The sequence below is a fragment of the candidate division Zixibacteria bacterium HGW-Zixibacteria-1 genome, from assembly GCA_002838945.1.
In the GTDB taxonomy this organism is placed as follows: Bacteria; Zixibacteria; MSB-5A5; order GN15; family PGXB01; genus PGXB01.
Window position 1 is genome coordinate 1 of sequence record PGXB01000055.1, and the last position, 20,610, is coordinate 20,610.

Annotated in this window: 13 protein-coding genes; 12 read left to right on the forward strand and 1 reads right to left on the reverse strand. The window is 50.4% G+C overall.

Annotated elements, in window-relative coordinates:
• From CVT49_15125 to CVT49_15180, 12 genes are all read left to right on the forward strand, one after another.
• Positions 1-1,434, forward strand: a 1,434-nt coding sequence (locus tag CVT49_15125) for a DUF2867 domain-containing protein (GenBank protein ID PKK82150.1), incomplete at its 5' end; no start/stop codon positions are given.
• Between the two features lie 33 nt (positions 1,435-1,467).
• Positions 1,468-2,439 carry a DUF1722 domain-containing protein gene (locus CVT49_15130; protein PKK82151.1) on the forward strand — a complete coding sequence of 324 codons (972 nt, stop codon included), beginning with the start codon at positions 1,468-1,470 and terminating at the stop codon, positions 2,437-2,439.
• Positions 2,440-2,572: 133 nt separating this feature from the next.
• The gene (locus CVT49_15135) at positions 2,573-4,039 is read left to right on the forward strand and encodes an aminopeptidase (GenBank protein ID PKK82152.1); all 1,467 of its coding nucleotides are present in this window, start codon (positions 2,573-2,575) and stop codon (positions 4,037-4,039) included.
• A 344-nt stretch (positions 4,040-4,383) separates the two neighbouring features.
• Positions 4,384-7,692, forward strand: coding sequence for a DNA methyltransferase (locus tag CVT49_15140; GenBank protein PKK82153.1), 3,309 nt, complete (start codon positions 4,384-4,386; stop codon positions 7,690-7,692).
• Positions 7,693-8,131: 439 nt separating this feature from the next.
• A complete protein-coding gene (locus tag CVT49_15145) occupies positions 8,132-9,895 on the forward strand; it encodes a hypothetical protein (protein PKK82154.1) in 1,764 nt (587 codons plus the stop codon).
• Entirely contained in the window at positions 9,888-11,228 is a 1,341-nt protein-coding gene (locus CVT49_15150) for a sigma-54-dependent Fis family transcriptional regulator (GenBank protein ID PKK82162.1), read from the forward strand. The genes CVT49_15145 and CVT49_15150 overlap by 8 nt, the downstream gene beginning before the upstream one ends.
• A gap of 510 nt (positions 11,229-11,738) precedes the next feature.
• Complete coding sequence (locus CVT49_15155; GenBank protein ID PKK82155.1) at positions 11,739-12,017, forward strand: hypothetical protein; 279 nt, start codon at positions 11,739-11,741, stop codon at positions 12,015-12,017.
• A gap of 578 nt (positions 12,018-12,595) precedes the next feature.
• Positions 12,596-12,901: a hypothetical protein gene (locus CVT49_15160; protein ID PKK82156.1), complete on the forward strand. Its 306-nt coding sequence runs from the start codon at positions 12,596-12,598 to the stop codon at positions 12,899-12,901.
• Positions 12,902-12,970: 69 nt separating this feature from the next.
• Positions 12,971-13,822 carry a hypothetical protein gene (locus tag CVT49_15165; GenBank protein PKK82157.1) on the forward strand — a complete coding sequence of 284 codons (852 nt, stop codon included), beginning with the start codon at positions 12,971-12,973 and terminating at the stop codon, positions 13,820-13,822.
• A 36-nt stretch (positions 13,823-13,858) separates the two neighbouring features.
• Positions 13,859-17,059, forward strand: a complete 3,201-nt coding sequence (locus CVT49_15170) for a hydrogenase (GenBank protein PKK82158.1) — start codon at positions 13,859-13,861, stop codon at positions 17,057-17,059.
• Positions 17,056-17,733: a hypothetical protein gene (locus tag CVT49_15175; GenBank protein PKK82159.1), complete on the forward strand. Its 678-nt coding sequence runs from the start codon at positions 17,056-17,058 to the stop codon at positions 17,731-17,733. Before CVT49_15170 ends, CVT49_15175 begins: the two co-directional genes overlap by 4 nt.
• A gap of 23 nt (positions 17,734-17,756) precedes the next feature.
• Positions 17,757-19,343: an FMN-binding glutamate synthase family protein gene (locus CVT49_15180; protein ID PKK82160.1), complete on the forward strand. Its 1,587-nt coding sequence runs from the start codon at positions 17,757-17,759 to the stop codon at positions 19,341-19,343.
• A gap of 139 nt (positions 19,344-19,482) precedes the next feature.
• Here the strand turns inward: CVT49_15180 and CVT49_15185 are convergent, their stop codons facing one another.
• On the reverse strand, positions 19,483-20,469 hold the full coding sequence (locus CVT49_15185) for a hypothetical protein (protein PKK82161.1): 987 nt from the start codon (positions 20,467-20,469) through the stop codon (positions 19,483-19,485).
• Positions 20,470-20,610: the final 141 nt, after the last annotated feature.

The following is a 20,610-nucleotide window of genomic DNA, read 5'->3' on the forward strand; positions in this document are numbered from 1 at the left end:
ACGGGCAATTTCGCACCGTTCTTCAACCGTAAGTTGTTTGTAGATTTGTCCCATAACAACACCTTATACAGGTGTTGCACTTCGTTTGTGAATTTAGGGGTACGCGACAGGAGGAAGGTCACCGGCAAAAAATGGGAGGCGGTCGAGATATTCGAGGGCGATGTCCTGAAGCCGGAGACATTGCCTGATGCTTTCGATGGCGTCGAGGTCGTTTACTATCTCATTCATTCCATGGCGGCCGGCCAGGCCGATTTTGAAAAACTTGATCATACGGCCGCAATTAATGTGGTGAAAGCCGCCAATGAAGCATCGGTAAAGAGAATTATATATCTCGGAGGGCTCGGAAAACGTGATGATGGGCAATCAAAACACCTGCGCAGCCGGCATGAAGTGGCCGACCTGCTAAGGTCCGGAAATACTCCCCTTACTGAATTTCGTGCCGCCGTCATAATCGGGTCGGGATCGACCTCGTTTGAAATGATCCATCACCTGGTCAATCGTTTGCCCATGATGATCTGTCCCCGCTGGGTATATACCAGGACGCAGCCGATCGGTATTTCGGATGTGTTGCGCTATCTTATTGACGCGCTCGATAAGCCGGAGACAATCGGCCGTACCATCGATATCGGAGGACCGGATATTTCCACTTATCGCGATATGATGCTGTCGGTGGCGAGAGCATTGGGGTTGAAAAGATTTCTTATTCAGGTTCCGGTACTGACCCCTCGGCTTTCGTCATACTGGGTCAATCTGGTTACGCCGGTACCGACGCAGGTCGCGCGGCCGCTGATCGAGGGATTGCGACATGAAACCATTTGCGAAAACGACGAGGCTCGGGATATATTTCAATTCAAACCGCTTTCTCTGGATGAAGCGGTCGATCGCGCCCTGGCCCGGGTTCGCAATCACGATATCGAAACCACCTGGACCTCGGCTACTTCCGTTTCCGACCTGGCGCCGGTTGATCCGTCACATCTTCGCACAGACCGTAGAGAAATCGAAGTCGATTCTTCGGATAAGAGACTTTTCTCGATTATCTCTTCCATTGGCGGTAATAACGGCTGGTACTATGCCGACTGGCTCTGGAAACTGCGGGGTTTTATTGATAAGCAATTGGGTGGTGTGGGCCTGCGCCGCGGACGCCGTCACCCGGTCGAACTCGAAGCCGGCGAAGCGCTTGATTTTTGGAGAGTCGAGGAATATATTCCCGGCAGGAAGATGCTTCTCAGGGCGGAGATGAAGGTATGGGGGCAGGCCTGGCTGGAATTCGAGGTCCGGCCGCTCGCCGAAAATCGCGCCCGACTGGTGCAAACCGCCAGGTACTATCCGAAGGGATTGCTCGGTCTGTTGTACTGGTACACCGTTTATCCCATTCATGCCCTGGTATTCAAGGGAATGGTGCGTCGAATCGCCGAACTGGCCGCTCGTCGGTAGTAATAGAATAAAACCGGATATTATATAAAGGACATGACCATGTCGCAAAAACCATCGGATGATCCCCGCATAAGGGTCGGGATAAGCTCCTGCCTGCTCGGGTTCAAGGTGCGTTTTGATTCGGGTCATAAACATGACCGGTATATCACTGATATTTTGGGCCCATATTTCAAGTTTGTCCCGGTTTGCCCGGAAGTCGAGGTCGGGATGCCTATCCCGCGCGAGGCGGTCAGACTGGTCGGAAGTCCGGATGCGCCCCGGATGGTCGGGAATAAAACAGGAACGGACTGGACCGAACGAATGAACAAGTATAATACCGCGCGTGTCAGGCAGCTGGAAAAAGATAACCTTTCGGGGTATATCCTCAAGAAAGATTCGCCCAGTTGCGGTATGGAACGGGTCAAAGTCTATTCCGAACATATTGCCGAAAGAAACGGGCAGGGTATGTATGCATCAGCGTTGATAAAACAGTTCCCGCTTATGCCGGTAGAAGAAGAAGGGCGGCTCAATGATGCGGTTCTTCGGGATAATTTCATTGTCAGAATATTTGCCTATCACAGACTGCAGCAGTTGTTTGAGGGCCGGACCGGCCGCCGGGCCATTGTCGAGTTTCATACCGCCCACAAGTATCTCCTGATGGCGCACAGTCCCAAGCATTATGGGCAGCTTGGCCAACTGGTAGCGGCTGTTTCGGATTATAAGCCATCCGAATTCAGAGAAAAATATTCCTCCATTTTTATGAGTTGCCTGGCCGTTCATGCCACCGCCAAAAAGAATGTCAATGTTCTCCAGCACATTCTGGGCTACTTGAAAAATCACCTGACGCCCGAAGATAAGCAATATATCCTCCAGCAAATCGATGATTATCATAATCTTCTGGTGCCTCTGGTGGTCCCGCTGACACTCGTAAAACACTATGTATTCAAACACAATATCGAATATATCAAAAACCAGATTTATCTGAACCCGCATCCCAAAGAACTGATGCTTCGTAATCACGTGTAAGTATTTTTCGTTCTCGTTTTAATACTGTACATTCAGGGACAGTTTTGTAAATCGTCCATCTTGACATTCGACTTTCCGACAAGTATATTTTTATATTATTCAAGCCGCTAACTGCCGCCCGGAAGGAGTCATTATGAAGTATCGTGTCAACTGGCTGACGCCGATTTTAACCGCCGTAGTATTGTTTGCATGTTCATTGCCCGCCATGTCCGGCGAAGGTGGATTATCCGCCGACAATGTCGCCAAAATCCGCGCCTCATTCGAGATGGACAGGTATAATCGTGCCATGTACAATGCTGTCACCAACAACAACCTCAGCAAGCTGGCCCTCAATCGCGATATCTTGCGTGAGCATAATGAAATTTACAGCCACAAGATCAAGACCAAGGGGATTACCAACCAGAAATCGTCCGGGCGATGCTGGCTGTTTTCCAGTCTAAATATGTTTCGTCCCGTTGTCATCGATAAATACAATCTTGACAACTTCGAGTTCTCGCAGAACTATCTGGCCTTCTGGGACAAAATGGAAAAATCCAACACTTTTCTCGAGTTTGTCATCGAAATGCGCGACCGCGACACTTTCGACCGCGAGCTGTCCGAAATTCTGCGGCACCCGATCGGTGACGGCGGCTACTGGTCATACACCGTTGAGCTTATCAAAAAATACGGCGCCGTTCCCAAAGAAATCATGCCGGAAACCAACAGCTCCGGCAACACCGGCGAAATGAATAATATCCTGGAACGAAAACTCCGCACCGGCGCCGCCGCGATACGGAAGATGCACCAGGCCGGCAGGCCGGTGAAAGAGCTTCGCGCCGAAAAAGATAAAATCCTGGCCGATGTTTATAAAATCCTGATCGTCAATCTGGGTGAGCCTCCGACCGAATTCGTGTGGCGCTATGAGATCAGGGATACCACCAAAACCGATACCGACACGACGGCCGACAGTACTGCCAATGCCAATATCGACAATCGCCTGATCGTGGCCGGAACATATACGCCGAAGAAATTCTTCGAAGAAGTGGTCGCGGTCGATCTGGATCAGTATGTCAATATCTTCGATAATCCGACACGCGAATATAACAATCATTTCGTGGCATCAATGGCCCGCAATATGTACGACGGCAAGGATCTCGAGTATGTCAGTGTGCCGGTCGAAAATCTGAAAGCGATTGCCATGAAGTCAATTCTCAATGATGACCCGGTCTTGTTTGCGTGTGATGTCGGCAAAGATCAGGATCGCGAGGACGGCATTATGGCGATGAATATTTACGATTATGGTACAGTGTTCAACACCGACCTGAGCATGTCCAAGGCCGACATGTGCAACTATTATGAAAGCACTTCCAACCACATGATGCTCATGATCGGTGTCGATATCCTGAATGACAAGCCGGTCAAGTGGCAGGTCGAGAACAGCTGGGGCGACAAGAACGGCAGCAGCGGCTATTGGGCGATGTATAACGACTGGTTCGGGGCCTATGTTTACAGCGTCATCGTCAAGAAGGAGTACGTGCCGGAAGAAATCCTGAAGCTGTATGACAAGAAACCGATTGTCCTTCCGGTCTGGGATCCGAATACTCTCATGATCCGGAATTGACAAATTTACCACCAAAGTGGTGTAAACACTTTCTCAAATCCAGTCGAGTTTTCTTCGTAATCGACGTGTTTCCTTACGGTTACGCGGAATTGGGTTTGTTTTTGCGTTTTTAAAAAAGTTCAAAACTCATTCCCCGTGGAAAAAATGATCTGCCCCAAATAAGGTATGGACGATCCGAATTTTTGACAAGCTTATAGCCATAATAAAAGAAATACTCCTCTATAATACCCCCCGCTGACCAATTTACCATCAGATTGATGCGGTTTTTGCGGTGTAGATTGGCCGAAAAAGCTCCCCAAATAAAATGCTTGTCTAAATAAGATTAAAATATTTAATTCATTTCCATGTCGGATAAAGAAATATCAAAATACCTCAAGGATGTTGAGAAGAAACTGGCCACCGGGCAGGCCCGCGAGCATACCTATCGACCGGCTCTGGAAAATATGTTAAAGGCTCTCAACAGCGAAGTTGAGGTTATTAATGACGGCCGGCGAATTGAATGCGGCGCGCCTGATTTGATTATAAATCGCGGCGTTATCCCGATAGGATATTTCGAAGCAAAAGATATCGGTAAATCGCTTGATGACATCGTAATTGATTCGGCGCGCAAAAAACCAAAGACGCATGACGGGGAACAATTCAAGCGCTTTTGCGAAGGTCTGCCCAATCTTATATTGACTGATTATCTTGAATTCCGCTGGTATTATAACGGAGAGCATCGAATGACCGCCCGGCTGGCCTCGCTTGATACTAAAGGAAAGCTGAAAAAGGTAAAAGATGGCGAGGAAGAATTCCGGCGATTGTTGACCGAGTTTTTTGCAGCGCAGACGGTGACGGTGGGAACGCCCAAAGACCTGGCGGCACGGATGGCTTCGCTGGCGCAGATTATCCGCGATATTATTGTCAAGGCATTCGCATCGGAAGATAAAGGCGGTAAATTCCATGAGGAAATGGAAGGCTTCCGCAAGGTGCTTTTACATGATCTCGATTCGGTCAAATTCGCCGATATGTATGCCCAGACAATATGTTATGGCCTTTTTGCCGCCCGGTGCAATCATGACGAAAGCAAGCCGTTCGACCGCAAAAGTGCCATCGATGATTTACCGAAAACCAACCCCTTTTTGCGCAAAATGTTCGATCATATGGCCGGGGTCGATCTGGATGAACGGGTGAGGTGGGCGGTCGATAATCTGGCCGAACTGCTCAACCGGGCCGATATTGAGGGGATTCTGAAAGATTTCGGCAAGCGGACGCGGCAGGATGATCCGGTAGTGCATTTTTATGAGACATTTCTGGCGGCCTACGATCCCCGTTTGCGGGAGATGCGCGGGGTATATTATACGCCCAAGCCGGTGGTGTCATATATTGTCCGGAGTATCGACCATATTCTTAAAACCGATTTCGGCATTGCGGACGGCCTGGCCGACACCACGAAAATCCCGATTTACAAAACGGTCGAGGACGAAAAGGGAAATAAAAAACAGGAAAAAGTGGGCGAATGCCACAAGGTTCTTATACTAGATCCGGCGGTCGGCACCGGCACTTTTCTGCACGGCGTAATCGACCACATTCATGAACATCTAACACAAAAGGGGCTGAGGGGGACTTGGTCGAGCTATGTTACGGAGCATCTTTTGCCGCGCCTTTTTGGTTTCGAGTTGCTCATGGCTCCTTATGCAGTGGCCCATCTCAAGCTTGCCTTGCAGTTGAAGGATTTTGGCTATGATTTTGGCTCGGATGAGCGCCTGAATATCTTCATGACTAATACGCTTGAGGAAGCCCTTGACATTGAAGGCTTTCTTGGTTTTGACCGCTGGGTCGCCGAAGAAGCCAATGCCGCCGGGAAAGTGAAGATCGAAAAGCCGGTTATGGTCATACTGGGCAATCCGCCATATTCGGGACACTCGGCAAACAAAGGAGACTGGATTCATAATTTACTGCGCGGCAAAGATACACTGACCGGAGAAAATACCGGAAATTATTTTGAAGTTGACGGTAAGCCATTGGGCGAACGTAACCCCAAATGGCTGAATGACGATTATGTAAAATTTATTCGCTTTGCTCAGTGGCGTATAGAGAAGACCGGCTATGGTATTCTCGGCTTTATCAGTAATCATGGTTATCTGGATAACCCGACATTTCGAGGTATGCGGCAGAGCCTGATGAATACTTTCGAGGATATTTATATTCTCGATTTGCATGGCAATACCAAAAAGAAAGAGAAATGCCCCGACGGTTCCAAAGATGAAAATGTTTTCGATATTCAGCAGGGCGTGGCGATAGGAATATTTGTAAAAAAAGGAAATCCATTCAAAGACAAAGATAATATATTACATAGAGAAATGTGGGGAAATCGAAAGGGGAAATACAATAAATTACATAGCAGTAGTACGGCCGACACAGGTTGGAATAGAACCTTAAAACAATCTCCGTATTATCTTTTTACTAATAAAGATGATATTATACAACAAGAGTATACTGCATATAACAAAATAACGAAGATTTTTGAAAATTATGTTGTTGGAATAGTTACTTCAAGAGATAATCTGGTGGTAGATATTTCAAATGATGGTCTTGCGAAGAAGATTAATGTGTTTGTAGGCAATGACATCAATGATGAGACTGTACGCAATAAGTATTTCAATAAAAAGGCAAGTGCTAGATATCCATTGGGAGACACTAGGGAGTGGAAATTAACAGAGGCTCGAAAGAAGGCACGTTTGGATGCCGATAGAATTAATAAGATAGTCGATATACTATATAGGCCATTTGATATTAGGAAACTTTTTTACGCAAAATATATGATTGACCGGCCTCGTTTTGATATAATGCAACATATGATACATGGTACAAATCTTGCTTTGAGTACAACAAGATCAATAGAGATAGGCAGAGGCTGGGAGCATGTGTTTTGTACGAAACACATTATTCAGCATCATACAGTGTCACTCAAGGAAGTCAATTTTCATTTCCCTCTCTATATCTATCTTGCGTTGGAGAAATCAGATTTATTCAATAATAACGACATCCAACTAGGCTACACTGACCGTAGACCAAATTTGAATAATGATTTCATTATGGCTTTTTCAAACAAAATAAACTTAAAATATATAATAAATGGCAGGCCTTATTCCGACTGCGGCTTTAGTCCTGCGGATGTGTTTAATTATATATACGCCGTTTTTCATTCGCCGACATACCGTACACGATATGCCGAATTCCTTAAGATAGATTTTCCACGAGTTCCGCTAACATCGAATAAAAGCCTATTCCGTGAGCTATGCGAGCTTGGCGGTGAGCTGGTGGGATTGCACCTGATGGAAAAACATGGCCCGGATATGGCCAGATTTGCGATTAACGACGGCAATGAAGTGAATAAGGTGCGCTACACCGAGCCGAAAGGGAAACAGCCGGGGCGTGTGTGGATCAATGAAACACAGTATTTCGAGGGAGTGCCGCCGGAAGTGTGGGCGTTTCATATCGGAGGGTATCAGGTCTGCCAGAAGTGGCTCAAAGACCGCAAAGGGCGGATTTTGAATCATGATGATGTCGTACATTATTGTCATATTGTTTCGGCTTTGTCAGAGACAATTCGCTTAATGTCAGAGATCGATAAATCAATCGACAAGCACGGGGGTTGGCCGATACAGTAGAACTCTGCCTTAAAGCGGCGGGTTACCACGGAATGGATTCCCGCCAGAGTTTATCCGCCGTGGCGGGCGGGAATGACAAAACAGCATAATTGCAGGAAGACAATGTCGAAACCCCTTCGCCCCGTGTCAGCGGAACTAAAGGGATTTCGACGGACGCGGGTTTATTGAAGCAAACACATTGTAATACAATAAGATAAGCAAAACATACCTCGCCGGGTTGCCTGCCAATCTGAGATATGTAAAAAACCTCTCTTAAAAAAATTGGGGATTTATTACCCGGTTGGCTTGCCAATCGCCTCCTTATGATATACATTATAAGTGAGTCTGATATCTCAACATAGCAAGGAGATTCAATCCGAATGACTGGCCGACGACGGTTCTTTAAGGTCAAAATAAGACTACATCCCGCAAAGCAATCGGGGAATATTTTCCCGATACGATGGTTGGGGGTGCGGTTTTGAATAAGCCGGATGATACATATAATAATGATAATGCCGAGTCCAAAACGGCGCATGATCTCATAACGCTGTCGCGGCGCATTCTCAGTCTGGCCCACAAGGGGCTTCCGCGCAATGAATATATCAAAAAAATTACGACGCTTCTGGTCAGTTTCTGTGACTGCGATTTTATGGAACTGCGGGTGCTGGAACGGGGCACCCTGTATTGCAGCGGCATCACCGGCGGCAAGCAGGAATCGTTTTATCTGAAAAGAAGGGACGCGCGGCTCGATTCGGAGCGAAAAGCGATACCCTGTTTCGATATCGACACCGACCTCGAAAGAGTCTGCGAGGATGTTGTTTCCGGGCGGCATGTGGACTCATGTCCGCAGTTCACGGCCGGGGGCAGTTTCGGAATCGACAATGTCGAAGACGGCTTTATGATTAATAGCACATCGCGGACCATCAAAATAGAGGCCCATTATAAATCGCTGGCCGTAATTCCATTTACCATCGAGGAGCTCAAACAGGGGCTCATCATCTTGAAGGCGGCCGATGTCGGCCATTTCACCAGGGAGAAAATGCTTCTGCTGGAAGAAATTTCCGAGATTCTGGGGATATCATTCACCTACCGGAGAGCCCAGGTGGCGCTGAGAGAACGTGTCAAGGAGCTGACCTGCCTGTATGGTATCGCCAAGGTGTCGGCACGCCCGGGAATTTCGCTGGAGGCGATCCTGCAGAATGCGGTAACACTGCTTCCGCCGGGATGGCTGTACCCTCACGTGGCGGCGACCCGTATCAGGCTGGATAAAGGAGAATATACTACCGAAGGATTCGATAAAGGGGTGCAGAAGCAATCGGCCGATATTTTCGCCGACGGCATCAAGCGCGGGGTGGTGGAAATCGTGTACCTAAGGAAAATGTCCGATCTGGATGAAGGGCCGTTTCTGAAGGAAGAGCGCGATCTTATCAACGCCATCGCCAATGAAATCGCGCTGATTGTCGAGCGCAAGGAGGCGGAGGAAGAAAAGTCGCGGCTTCGCGAGCAGCTTCGCCATGCCGACCGCCTGGCGACAATCGGCCAGCTGGCTGCCGGTGTGGCGCATGAGCTGAATGAGCCGCTCGGGAGCATCCTCGGGTTCGCGCAACTGGCGCAAAAATCCGGGGGAATTTCGGAGCAGGTCGCTCTGGATATCGATAAGATAGAAAAAGCTTCGCTACACGCCCGCGAAATAGTCCGCAAGCTAATGATCTTCGCACGGCAGTCACCGCCGCAGAAGGAGCTTGTCAATCTGAGCCAGGTCGTCAGGGAAGGGTTGTACTTCCTGACTTCGCGCTGCCAGAAAGCGGGAATCGAACTGGTAAAAAATCTGGCCGATGATCTTCCTGAAATCGTGGCCGACCGCGCCCAGATGTACCAGGTGCTGGTTAATCTGGTTGTCAATGCCATCCAGTCAACGCCCAGTGGCGGGGTAGTGACAATATCGACTTTGCGCCGGGGCGAGCATGTTTCGCTCGTTGTCGAAGACAACGGGTCGGGTATGAAGGAAGAAGTCATGAAAAAAATCTTCGTACCGTTCTTCACGACCAAGGATGTCGATGAGGGGACGGGACTGGGATTGTCGGTAGTGCATGGTATCGTCGCGGCGCATGACGGTTTTGTCATAGTTGACAGCGAGCCGGGCAAAGGCTCGCGGTTCGAGGTGCGTCTGCCCGTAAACGGCGTCAAAAAAGTGGATATAAATGAGGAGAGACATGATGCCTAAAGAGAAGGCGTCCATACTGGTTGTCGATGATGCTGCGGATACGCTGGAAATTCTGCAGCGCAACCTGACCTCTCAGGGATATAAAGTTTTCACGGCGGGCGGGGTCGCCGAGGCCATTCAATTCCTGAACGGCACCGAGGTTGACCTGGTTATCACCGATTTGAAAATGCCCAAGATCAGCGGGCTCGATCTGGTGCGGCATGTCCGCGAAAATCTGCAGGACACCGAAGTGATGATGATCACCGGCTTCGCTACGGTGGAAAGCGCCGTGAAGGCGATCAAGATCGGCGCCGAGGAATACCTCTCCAAACCGTTCACCGATGATGAGCTTCTGGCGGCCGTCAAAAAGATTCTGGAAAAACAAAATACGCGCCGCGCCGCCGGCGGGGAAGAACTGGCGGAGCTGCGTACCCTGGAAGGTTTGATCGGTGAATCGGCCGTCATGCAGAAAATACAGAAATCGATCAGAAAGGCGGCCTCGACATCGGCCACGGTTCTGATAACGGGAGAGAGCGGCACCGGAAAGGAGCTCGTGGCCCGGGCCATTCATTACAACAGTCCGCGGGCCTCGGCGCCGTTTGTCCCGGTGAACTGCGGGGGTATCCCGGAAGGTCTTCTTGAAAGCGAGTTGTTCGGACATGTCAAAGGCGCCTTCACCGGGGCCACCGAATCGCGGGCCGGGTTTTTCCAAACGGCCGAGGGGGGCACCATCTTTTTGGACGAGATCAGCGAAACATCGCTATCCATGCAGGTCAAACTTTTGCGGGTCCTGCAAAATCGTGAAGTAAGCATGGTTGGCGACAGCCGCACCCGTAAAGTCGATGTCCGGATTGTTGCGGCGACGAACAAAAACCTGCTGAACCTTGTCAACAAGGGCGCCGTCCGCGAGGATTTGTATTTCCGCCTGTCGGTGATCACCATCGCGGTACCGCCGCTTCGCGACCGCGGCGATGATGTGCTCTTATTGACCCGGCATTTTTCCGGGAAGTACGCCGAAGAGTACGGTAAACAGGCGCCGCATTTTACCGATGAAGTGCTGGCGGCACTGAAGAATTATTACTGGCCCGGAAATGTCCGCGAGCTGGAAAACCTGATGCACCGGTTGATTGTCATGACCGATTCCGAAACTATCGATGTCGCCGAGCTGCCGCCTTCGATGAGGTTCTCGGTATCGACGACAACCGGCCTGAATCGCTCGCTGGCCGATGTGGAACTGGAGTACATCAAGAATGTGCTGTCAAGTGTCTCTGGCAATAAGACGAAAGCGGCTGAAATTCTGGGAATCGACAGGAAAACATTACGAGAAAAACTCAAGGATACAAAGCCCGAATGATCATCGATTTGTTTGGTGAATTACTCCCCGCCGGTTCATAACTCCCCGATTTTCCGTCATAAAATGGATAATATATATTATTATTAGTCAACTCGTCTTGGCAATTTATTCTAATATCAATGACCAATATCATGGATATAAACTCCATTCGATTTATCAAATAATCATCGTCTGTTCATATAATAGATAATCCGGTATAGTTATTCCGTAATGAACCGATACTTCTGTCTTAACTGTCTGGATTGCAATTGAATAAAGAAATTGAACCGGTCCTCGGAAATACACGGATAATCAGTATTCATGATTGATTGTCAGGCACTGTATGTAAATACAACTTTGACCCACGCTGCATGATATGGAATTCGGGAGGGTGACTTATTATCCGCCGTTTTTACGGGGATGGCACGCTTCTTGCGAAATGCCTCTGAAGAAATTACTAAGGTTTCGCTTTGCGGGACCAGAAGGTTTTGAATAGGAGGAGTACTCGTGAAAAACTTACCTGCCGACAATATGAAGATCGAAATGAACGAGGGCATTTGCTCGAACTGTGTTGGGATCAACAGCTGCGCCTACAAAAAGAACGGCGGGGCATCGGTAATGTACTGCGAAGAGTTTCAGTATCCGGCCGGCGCCAGTTCGATTTCCGGCAAACCGATTACCGATTTCAGTCAGTATATTGTCGAGACGATTGATACCAGTCTTGGCCTTTGCTGCAACTGCGACTCCAGGGCTGTCTGTGTCAGCACCAGGAATCCGAAAAATGTTTTATTCTGCGAGGAATACAACTAAGACCGGCGCCGTCTCTGAGCTCGAGAAAGCGGCCATTTCATAAGCGCGGGATTTGTTTGTGATGCTTTCCAGCGTTATGATATTATCCGGGCTGAATAAGCCCGGTTTTTTTTGGGCTTTCCTGAACCGCGATACAGGATAACATTAGTAACCATTTGGCATTCAGCATCTTCCAAATTGCGGAAATCGGGGAGTTTCTCCCCATTGAGACACATTTACCCGCATTTTCTTGTCTTTTATTGACTTATGTGGATTTGGGAAGATGTAGATTTATGTAGATGATATTATTTGGAACCAGTTGCACCTTAACAAGATAAGATGATATAAGGGCTATTTTCGATATTTCTTGAACCGGTTCCGGGCGAATAAAACAGCTTGGTACATAAGTTGTTACATTAATGTCTGTATGCGAACAATAATTCTAAACTGCACGGATAGAATTAAGAATTTGTTCGAATATAAAGTGATTAGGGACATGTCGGCGTGTTTTCCTCAACTCCTTGCTAATTTTGAGAAAATCAGGCATGTCCCTTTTTCATTAAAACAAACGCATTAAGGGCGAAAAGGAGGGTTTACACATGCTCAGCCCTTCCGAAATTCACTCATCAGGCCTTTGCTCTTCCTGCAACAATGTCGGGACCTGTTTTTACCGTGCCAAAAGGGGTTTTGACGCAATTTACTGCGAAACCTTTGATAACCTGATTACATCCACTCCCGGTGATGACAGCCGGGATTATACTACTGCCGTTTCCGGCGAGGCGGTCTCCGATGCCGACGGCGTGCCGGTGCAATTGAAAGGGCTATGTGTCAATTGCGCCGATCGTGACTGTTGCACTCTTCCCAAACTCGAGGGGGGAGTCTGGCACTGTGAGGAGTACCGCTGAGGCGAAGGGAACCTTACGAAGAAGCATCTAAACATTAAATAGAGAGGACGTTCAACGAAAGGTTGAATAATGGAGCAAGCAGAGTTTACTGATATTGTGAAAAAGAACAATGGGCATCATGGCGGACTTGTTTCTATCCTTTTACAGGTACAGGCCAAATATGGGTATCTTCCCGAGGAAGTTTTGCGCCGGGTGGCGGAAGAGACGGGACGCTCGCTGGTGGACATCTATGGCGCCGCGACATTTTATAAAGCGTTCAGTCTGAAGCCTCGCGGAAGACATCTTGTTTCGGCCTGTCTGGGGACTGCCTGTCATGTGAGGGGCGGGCCGGCCATTGCCCGGGAAATCGAAAAGAACCTTGGCATCAAAGCCGGCGAAACGACTCCGGATAAAGAATTTACGCTGGAGACGGTTAATTGTCTCGGGGCCTGCGCCTTGGGACCGATTGTCGTCGTGGACGGTCGTTACTTTTCGAAGGTGAAGACGTCGATGGTGAAAGATATTCTGGCCCGGGCCAAAAGCGGCATTGACCTGGTCCGGATCGATACCGATCAGCGGGTCTTTTCGGTTGAAGTCAGTTGCGCCCGCTGCAACCACAGCCTGATGGATTCCCGGCACCTGATTGACGGTTATCCCGCCATTCGCGTGACGGCATCATTCGGCAGCAAGCATGGTCGTCTGACGATGTCGAGCCTTTACGGCAGCTATCATGTGGATTCGGAGCACGAGATACCTCCCGATACCATCATCAATATTTTCTGCCCGCATTGTCATGCCGAGATGATCGGCGGCGCCAGTTGCGGGGAATGCGGGGCGAGGATGGTGCCGATGATCGTGCGGGGAGGGGGCATCGTGCAGATTTGTTCCCGCCGCGGCTGTAAGGGACATTTGCTGGATCTCAGCGGCAGTTCGATCGAATGATGAACGGCTATGTGAAGAATCAAGGGAGATTTCAATATGAGGAGAATTTCATCCGTTGGCGAATTTGCTGAGTTCCGCAGTCGAATATTGAGTGAAAAAGATGCTCAATATGAGAAATTGACACTGGTCGTAAGCGCCGGGACATGCGGGCAGGCAAGCGGAGCCAACGATATCATCAGGGTTATAAAGCGATATATCATCGAGCGCAATCTTCGAGAAAAGATTGCTCTCAGGATAACGGGCTGTCAGGGTTTCTGCGAAGTGGAACCGTTCATTCTTATACAGCCCGGTCAGCATCTCTATCCCAAGTTGAAAATGGAAGATGTTCCCCGGGTGATCGAGGCGGCACTGGGCGGATTTATCGACGAGCAGTTGATATACAAAGAACTATCCGGGAAAAAGATTTACAAAAGCCAGGACGATATTCCGTTTTTTCGGAAACAGACCCGAACCATCCTTGGCAACAATGAGAAGCTGGATCCGATCAGGATTTTCGATTATGTCGAAAACGGCGGATATGCCGCCCTGGAAAAAGTGTTGCTGAAAATGGACCCCGACTGGGTCATCAGCGAAATCAAGGGATCGGGATTGCGGGGGCGCGGCGGGGCCGGTTTTCCAACCGGCAGAAAATGGGAGCTGGCCAGGGCCTCCAACAAGGGTCAGGGCCCCAAATATGTCGTATGCAATGCGGATGAGGGCGACCCCGGTGCCTATATGGATCGGTCAATGCTCGAGGGAAATCCTCATGCCATTATCGAAGGCATGATCATTGCGGGCATCGCCATCGGTGCCACCCAGGGTTATGTATATGTCCGCAATGAATATCCGCTGGCCATCAAGCATACCTTGATTGCCCTGCGGCAGGCGCGTGAAATGGGTCTGTTGGGAGATAATATCCTCGGTACCGGAATCAATTTCGACATCGAGATCGTCCGGGGCGCCGGTGCCTTTGTCTGTGGTGAAGAAACAGCCTTGATAAAATCGATCGAGGGTTTCATGGGTGAGCCGAGACAGCGCCCGCCCTACCCGATCGAAAAAGGTATCGGCGGTTATCCGACCTGTATCAACAATGTCGAGACACTCGCCAATATACCGGTCATTATCAGCCGCGGCGCGGCCGAGTTTGCCAGGGTCGGAGTGCCCGGCAATACCGGCACCAAGATATTTTCGCTGGTCGGGAAGATAAGGAACACCGGTTTGGTCGAGGTGCCGCTCGGGATCAAGATCCGCGAGGTCGTTTATGACATCGGCGGCGGGCCTTTGGGTGAGGCCAAGATCAAGGCGGTGCAGACCGGCGGGCCGTCGGGCGGGTGTATCCCCGCCGGCATGTTCGATTTGCCTATTGATTATGACAGTCTGGTCAAGGCCGGGTCGATTATGGGCTCCGGCGGTATGATTGTCATGGATGATAATACCTGCATGGTGGATATCGCCAAGTACTTCATGAGTTTCCTTAAGGAAGAATCATGCGGCAAGTGTTTCACCTGCCGCAAGGGAACCCAGCGGATGTACGAAATACTGGATGATATCTCCAAAGGAAAGGGCGGCGTCGTGGCGCTTGACCTGCTCGAAGAACTGGCTCATGTGGTCAAGGATACCACCATGTGCGGTCTGGGTCAGTCGGCCTCCAATCCGGTCCTGAGTACGCTGCGATATTTCCGTGATGAATATCTCGAGCATGTGGTCAACAAGAACTGCCCGGCCGGCGTCTGCAAGGAACTGGTCGGCGCACCATGCCAGGCGACCTGCCCTCTGGGTACCGAGGCATGGCGCTATGTGGCCCACATTTCGCGCGGCGAATACGAGCAGGCGTACACCGTCATCCGGGAAGCCAACCCGTTTCCGTCGGTATGCGCCAGGGTGTGCAATCATCCGTGCGAAGAAAAATGCCGGGCCGGGACGAGCGGCGGCGATTCGATCGCAATTCGCGCTCTGAAGCGTTTCGTCACCGATCGTGTCGATCCCTCCATTTATGTACCGGTCAGACAAGCCTCTGCCGCTGAAAACGGCGAGAAGGTGGCCATTATCGGCGCCGGTCCGGCCGGATTGACGGCGGCCCATTACCTTTCGCTCAGGGGATACAGGGTCACGGTGTTCGAGGCCGAAGGAAAACCGGGCGGGATGATGTTCACCGCTATTCCGTCCTATCGACTTCCCCGCGAAGTCATTGAAAAGGAAATAGAATCTCTCATAGATGATAACATCGAACTGAAGTGCAATATGGCCCTGGGCAAGAACGTCAATATCGACGGTCTGCTCAACGACGGCTACAAGGCGGTCTTCCTGGCCCTGGGCGCTCACAAGAGCAAGCCGCTTCAGATCGAAGGCGAGGATGCCGAGGGCGTTTATCCCTCAATTCAATTCCTCCGTGAATTCAATGTTCTTGGCAAAAAACGCGCCAAAGGCGCGGTCGGTGTGATCGGCGGCGGTAACTCGGCGGTCGATGCCGCCCGCGTGGCGGTTCGGCAGGAAGGCGCCAAAGATGTGACCATATTCTATCGGCGTACCCGCAAAGAGATGCCCGCGTATGAGGAAGAGATCGAAGCCATGATTCAGGAAGGCGTTCATCTCGAAACCCTCATCACTCCGATCAGAGTCATTACCAAGGACGGCCGGCTGGTCGGACTCGAGTGCCAGCGCAACAAGCTGGGCGAACCTGACGCCAGCGGCCGCCGTCGGCCGGTACCGATCGAGGGCAGTCAGTATGTTGTCCCGCTCGATACGCTGGTCGTGGCCATCAGTGAGGGATCGGATATAGATTGCATCTCGGTCGCCAGTTCCATGGAAATCGAGACCGATCCGAAAATAAACGGTGTCAAGGTGGATCATGAGACACTGTGCACCAATCGGCCGGGTGTCTTTGCCGGCGGTGATCTGGTCACCGGGCCCAACACGATTGTCGAAGCCATTGCGGCCGGCAAGCGGGTGGCGGTGATGATCGACCGCTATATCAAGGGTGAGGCCATGAAGCAGCCGCGGACGGTCAAACTGCCGAAGGCTTACGTCGAGCCGATCGAGGGCAGCGAGGAACTGGCCGGAACGGCCAGGGTCGATACACCGAGGGCTTCGGTGCAATGGCGCAAGAGGGGTTTTGCCGAGGTCGAGATGTCGCTCTCGCTCGAAGAAGCCACGCGTGAAGCCTGCCGCTGCCTGAGGTGCGACCTGGAATTTACCAAAAAGGCCGAAACCGAACCGGAAGAAGAAACTGTCGCGGCGACGGGAGGTAAGTCAGCATGATTACATTAACGATAAACGGACTTCAGGTTTCCGTCGATGAAGGTATGACAATTCTGGAAGCGGCTCAATTTCTCGGTTTTCCGATTCCCACGTTATGCCACATGGAGGGTTTGTCGCCTTATGGCGCCTGTCGCCTGTGCGTGGTGGAAATCGGCGAAGAGCCGAGATCGCGCATGGTCTCGTCATGCACTTACCCCGTCGAGGAAGGCATGGTTGTCCGCACCGCTTCGCGGCGGGTTGTCCGGGCGCGCAAGATGATCCTGGAACTCCTGCTGGCGTCATGTCCGCAGTCGAAAGTGATTCAGGACCTGGCCTCGGCGCACGAGGTTCGTCAGCAGCGCTTCAAGCAGGAACATGACGACTGCATATTGTGCGGTTTGTGCGTGCGGATGTGCGAGGAGCAGATGATGGCCAAGGCCATCGGTTTCCGCGGGCGCGGCGAAAGGCGCTCGCTGGGAACGCCGTTTGATGTCAAATCGGATGTCTGTCGTCTGTGCGGCGGCTGCATCTATGTCTGCCCGGCCTGCCAACTCCGGTGCACCTACACCGAGCCGGATAAGGCCATCTGCGGCGGCTGTGCCAATCTTCATCCGCCCTGCGTGGAAAAAGAACGATTCGATGATATGATGTGTTACATGAAGCCCTGCGTGGCCTGTGAAATTAAAGAAGATTAAGTGTTATAGGAGGAATATACAAGATGTCATATTCGAGAGTAAATGCCTCGGCTGCGACCCTGACAAAAAACAGAACCGAGGGGTCGGTCGTCCCGGCATCGGGAATGTGCGTCACCTGCGTTGACGGCTGCATTGGAATGTGCGAGATCGGTAAGTCCGCTTACCGGGGACATGAGGTCATCTATCCGCAGCCTTTCGGCGTCATCACGACAGCCGCCGAGAAGGTTTATCCGGTTGACTATTCGCATTTCAATATTCTGGGGACCGCCGTCGGCGCTCACGGTATCGAGGCCGACAGCGACAAAGCCATCTTCCCCAATGTCGATCTGGAAGTTCATTTCGGCCACGACAAGGGCATCAAGTTCCGTCTGCCCATAATGATTCCCGGTATTGGCTCTACCGATATCGCCAAGAATAACTGGGAAGGGCTGGCCATCGGGACCGCCTTGGCCGGAACCGGCCTGACCATCGGTGAAAATGTGGTCGGTATGGATGTGCAGTCGGTCATCGAAAACAATCACGTGGTCGATACGGTCGATCTCAAGCGCCGTGTCAAGCTGTTCATGGATCATCAGATCGACGGCTACGGCGCGATCATCGTGCAGGCCAATATCGAGGATACCCGCCTCGGCGTGCAGGAATACGCCATCGAGAAACTCGGTGTCAAGTGTGTCGAGCTGAAATGGGGACAGGGCGCCAAGAATATCGGCGGCGAAGTCAAAATCAAGAGCCTCGAAAAAGCGCAATTGCTGCACAAGCGCGGTTATGTGGTAATGCCCAATCCGACCGACCCGCATGTTATCAAGGCGTTCGAGGCGGGCGCATTCAAGGAATTCGAGCGGCACTCGCGTGTCGGCATGGTGACCGAGGAAGGTTTCGCGCAGCGGGTGGAGCAGCTCCGCAAAGCGGGCGCGAAGTACATCTTCCTGAAAACCGGCGCCTATCGCCCAGCCGATCTGGCGCGCGCGGTCAAGTTCGCCTCGAAGTACAAACTTGACCTGCTCACGGTTGACGGCGCCGGCGGCGGCACCGGCATGAGTCCGTGGCGGATGATGAACGAATGGGGTATTCCGCCGGTGGAACTGCACTCACTGCTGTATCAGTATGCCAAACGGCTGTCCGACCGCGGCGAATATGTTCCGCCGCTCGTGGCGGCCGGCGGTTTCACGTTCGAGGATCAGATGTACAAGGGTCTGGCCCTTGGCGCACCGTTTGTCAAGCTGATCGGTATGGCCCGCGGCCCGATTGCGGCGGCCATGGTCGGCAAGACGATTGGACGGACGATCGACGCCCACCAGGTGCCGGTTTATGTCGAGCGGTTCGGCACGACCGTGGACGAGGTCTTCGTCACGGCGGCCGATCTGCGCGAAAAACTGGGCGCCGATGAATTCGCGAAAATCCCGACCGGCGCGCTCGGTCTGTACACGTACTATGAGCGTCTGGCCCAGGGACTGCGCCAGTTGATGGCCGGTAACCGCAAGTTCGCGATGAAGTATATCTCGCGCGACGACCTGACCTCGCTGACCGAGGATGCGGCCCGCATCAGCGGTATCACATATGTGATGGATGTCGATAAGGTCGAGGCGGAGAAGATTCTCGACGCGAAGTAATATCGATTTTAGATTTTGATGTCATATAGAACGGAGAGCCACTCGGCTCTCCGTTCAATTTTATTATTTTAAATATAGTTTAAATAAGACTGGTATTATGTTCAATAGAATAATTTAGAAACACATTATTATACATAAATTAAAGGACACATCCACAAACTGGAGGGGGGCCCCCCTTGTACAAGTAATTTATTAAGTACGTTACATCTAATATATTAATAGCACAGTTACCATTCGAATCAGCTTCATCTGGACAGGGTGGAGCGCTGCCACCCTTGTATAAATAATCTGTCAAGTATGATGCGTCAAGTATATTTACGTCGTCATCGTTATTCACGTCACCAGGAACGTTGCAGCAATAGTTGCAGTCGTCATCATATTTGCCGATTAGTATTTCGCACTCGCTACTGTCTTCGTCACATGGCGAATATGACGATATTTGGTAGTCATTGCCAGTAAGGTTGCAAAATAGGGGGTCTTCGAATACCGTATACTCATCGACATCAGCACTATCGCACTGGCCAACTATATGTCCATTTTGATGACTCCAAAAATTATTACAGTCAAATATCACGACTGAATTATTATAACACTTTAGACCGGTATAATAATTAAAAGCAATAATACAATGTTGGAGTAATAGCCTCGAATCCTCGCCTGCATAAATAGCACCACCATTTGGAGAATAATTTTTTGATAATGTGCAACTGCCAATTGCCATTGAATCACCTACAAAAATGGCTCCACCAGCCGCGCCACCATATGTATCATCTGTGGAATTACTAATAAATAGACAGCTACTAATTTCTGCCTGACCACCGGATATTGCCCCGCCAAATGCCCAGGCGAAGTTTTTCTCAAAATAGCAGTCGTGAATAGTTGGTATTGCGCCAATACCACAGTATATAGCTCCACCACTATATGTACTGGTGCTTGAATATTCGTACAGTGCCGAGTCAGAAACAAATTTGCAAGATAATATTGTTGGCGTTACCAGAGTGTCACCGCTTGTGGGTTTAGAAATATATAAAGCACCACCATATTGCGCCATACAATTAATAAATATGCAGTTTTCTATTGAAGGCGAAGATTGAATCTTGATAGCGCCTCCATTTCTATCTGGCATATTATTTGAATCATTGTGATATCTAACGTCACCGTTTATTATTGTGGTCTTCCCCTAAAAAAATGGACACATAGTTAAGATAGGGTAGCCGCCCGTTCGAAGTCAACTGGATTTTTAAAACCCAGGCTCGAATGACGGCGT

Excerpts from the sequence above, each read along its gene's own strand:
- CVT49_15155 (PKK82155.1), top strand. The coding sequence starts at position 11,739 with ATGAAGATCGAAATGAACGAGGGCATTTGCTCGAACTGTGTTGGGATC.
- CVT49_15160 (PKK82156.1), top strand. The coding sequence starts at position 12,596 with ATGCTCAGCCCTTCCGAAATTCACTCATCAGGCCTTTGCTCTTCCTGC.
- CVT49_15145 (PKK82154.1), top strand. The coding sequence starts at position 8,132 with ATGGTTGGGGGTGCGGTTTTGAATAAGCCGGATGATACATATAATAAT.
- CVT49_15180 (PKK82160.1), top strand. The coding sequence starts at position 17,757 with ATGTCATATTCGAGAGTAAATGCCTCGGCTGCGACCCTGACAAAAAAC.
- CVT49_15130 (PKK82151.1), top strand. The coding sequence starts at position 1,468 with ATGACCATGTCGCAAAAACCATCGGATGATCCCCGCATAAGGGTCGGG.
- CVT49_15150 (PKK82162.1), top strand. The coding sequence starts at position 9,888 with ATGCCTAAAGAGAAGGCGTCCATACTGGTTGTCGATGATGCTGCGGAT.
- CVT49_15185 (PKK82161.1), bottom strand. The coding sequence starts at position 20,469 with ATGCCAGATAGAAATGGAGGCGCTATCAAGATTCAATCTTCGCCTTCA.
- CVT49_15175 (PKK82159.1), top strand. The coding sequence starts at position 17,056 with ATGATTACATTAACGATAAACGGACTTCAGGTTTCCGTCGATGAAGGT.
- CVT49_15135 (PKK82152.1), top strand. The coding sequence starts at position 2,573 with ATGAAGTATCGTGTCAACTGGCTGACGCCGATTTTAACCGCCGTAGTA.
- CVT49_15140 (PKK82153.1), top strand. The coding sequence starts at position 4,384 with ATGTCGGATAAAGAAATATCAAAATACCTCAAGGATGTTGAGAAGAAA.
- CVT49_15165 (PKK82157.1), top strand. The coding sequence starts at position 12,971 with ATGGAGCAAGCAGAGTTTACTGATATTGTGAAAAAGAACAATGGGCAT.
- CVT49_15170 (PKK82158.1), top strand. The coding sequence starts at position 13,859 with ATGAGGAGAATTTCATCCGTTGGCGAATTTGCTGAGTTCCGCAGTCGA.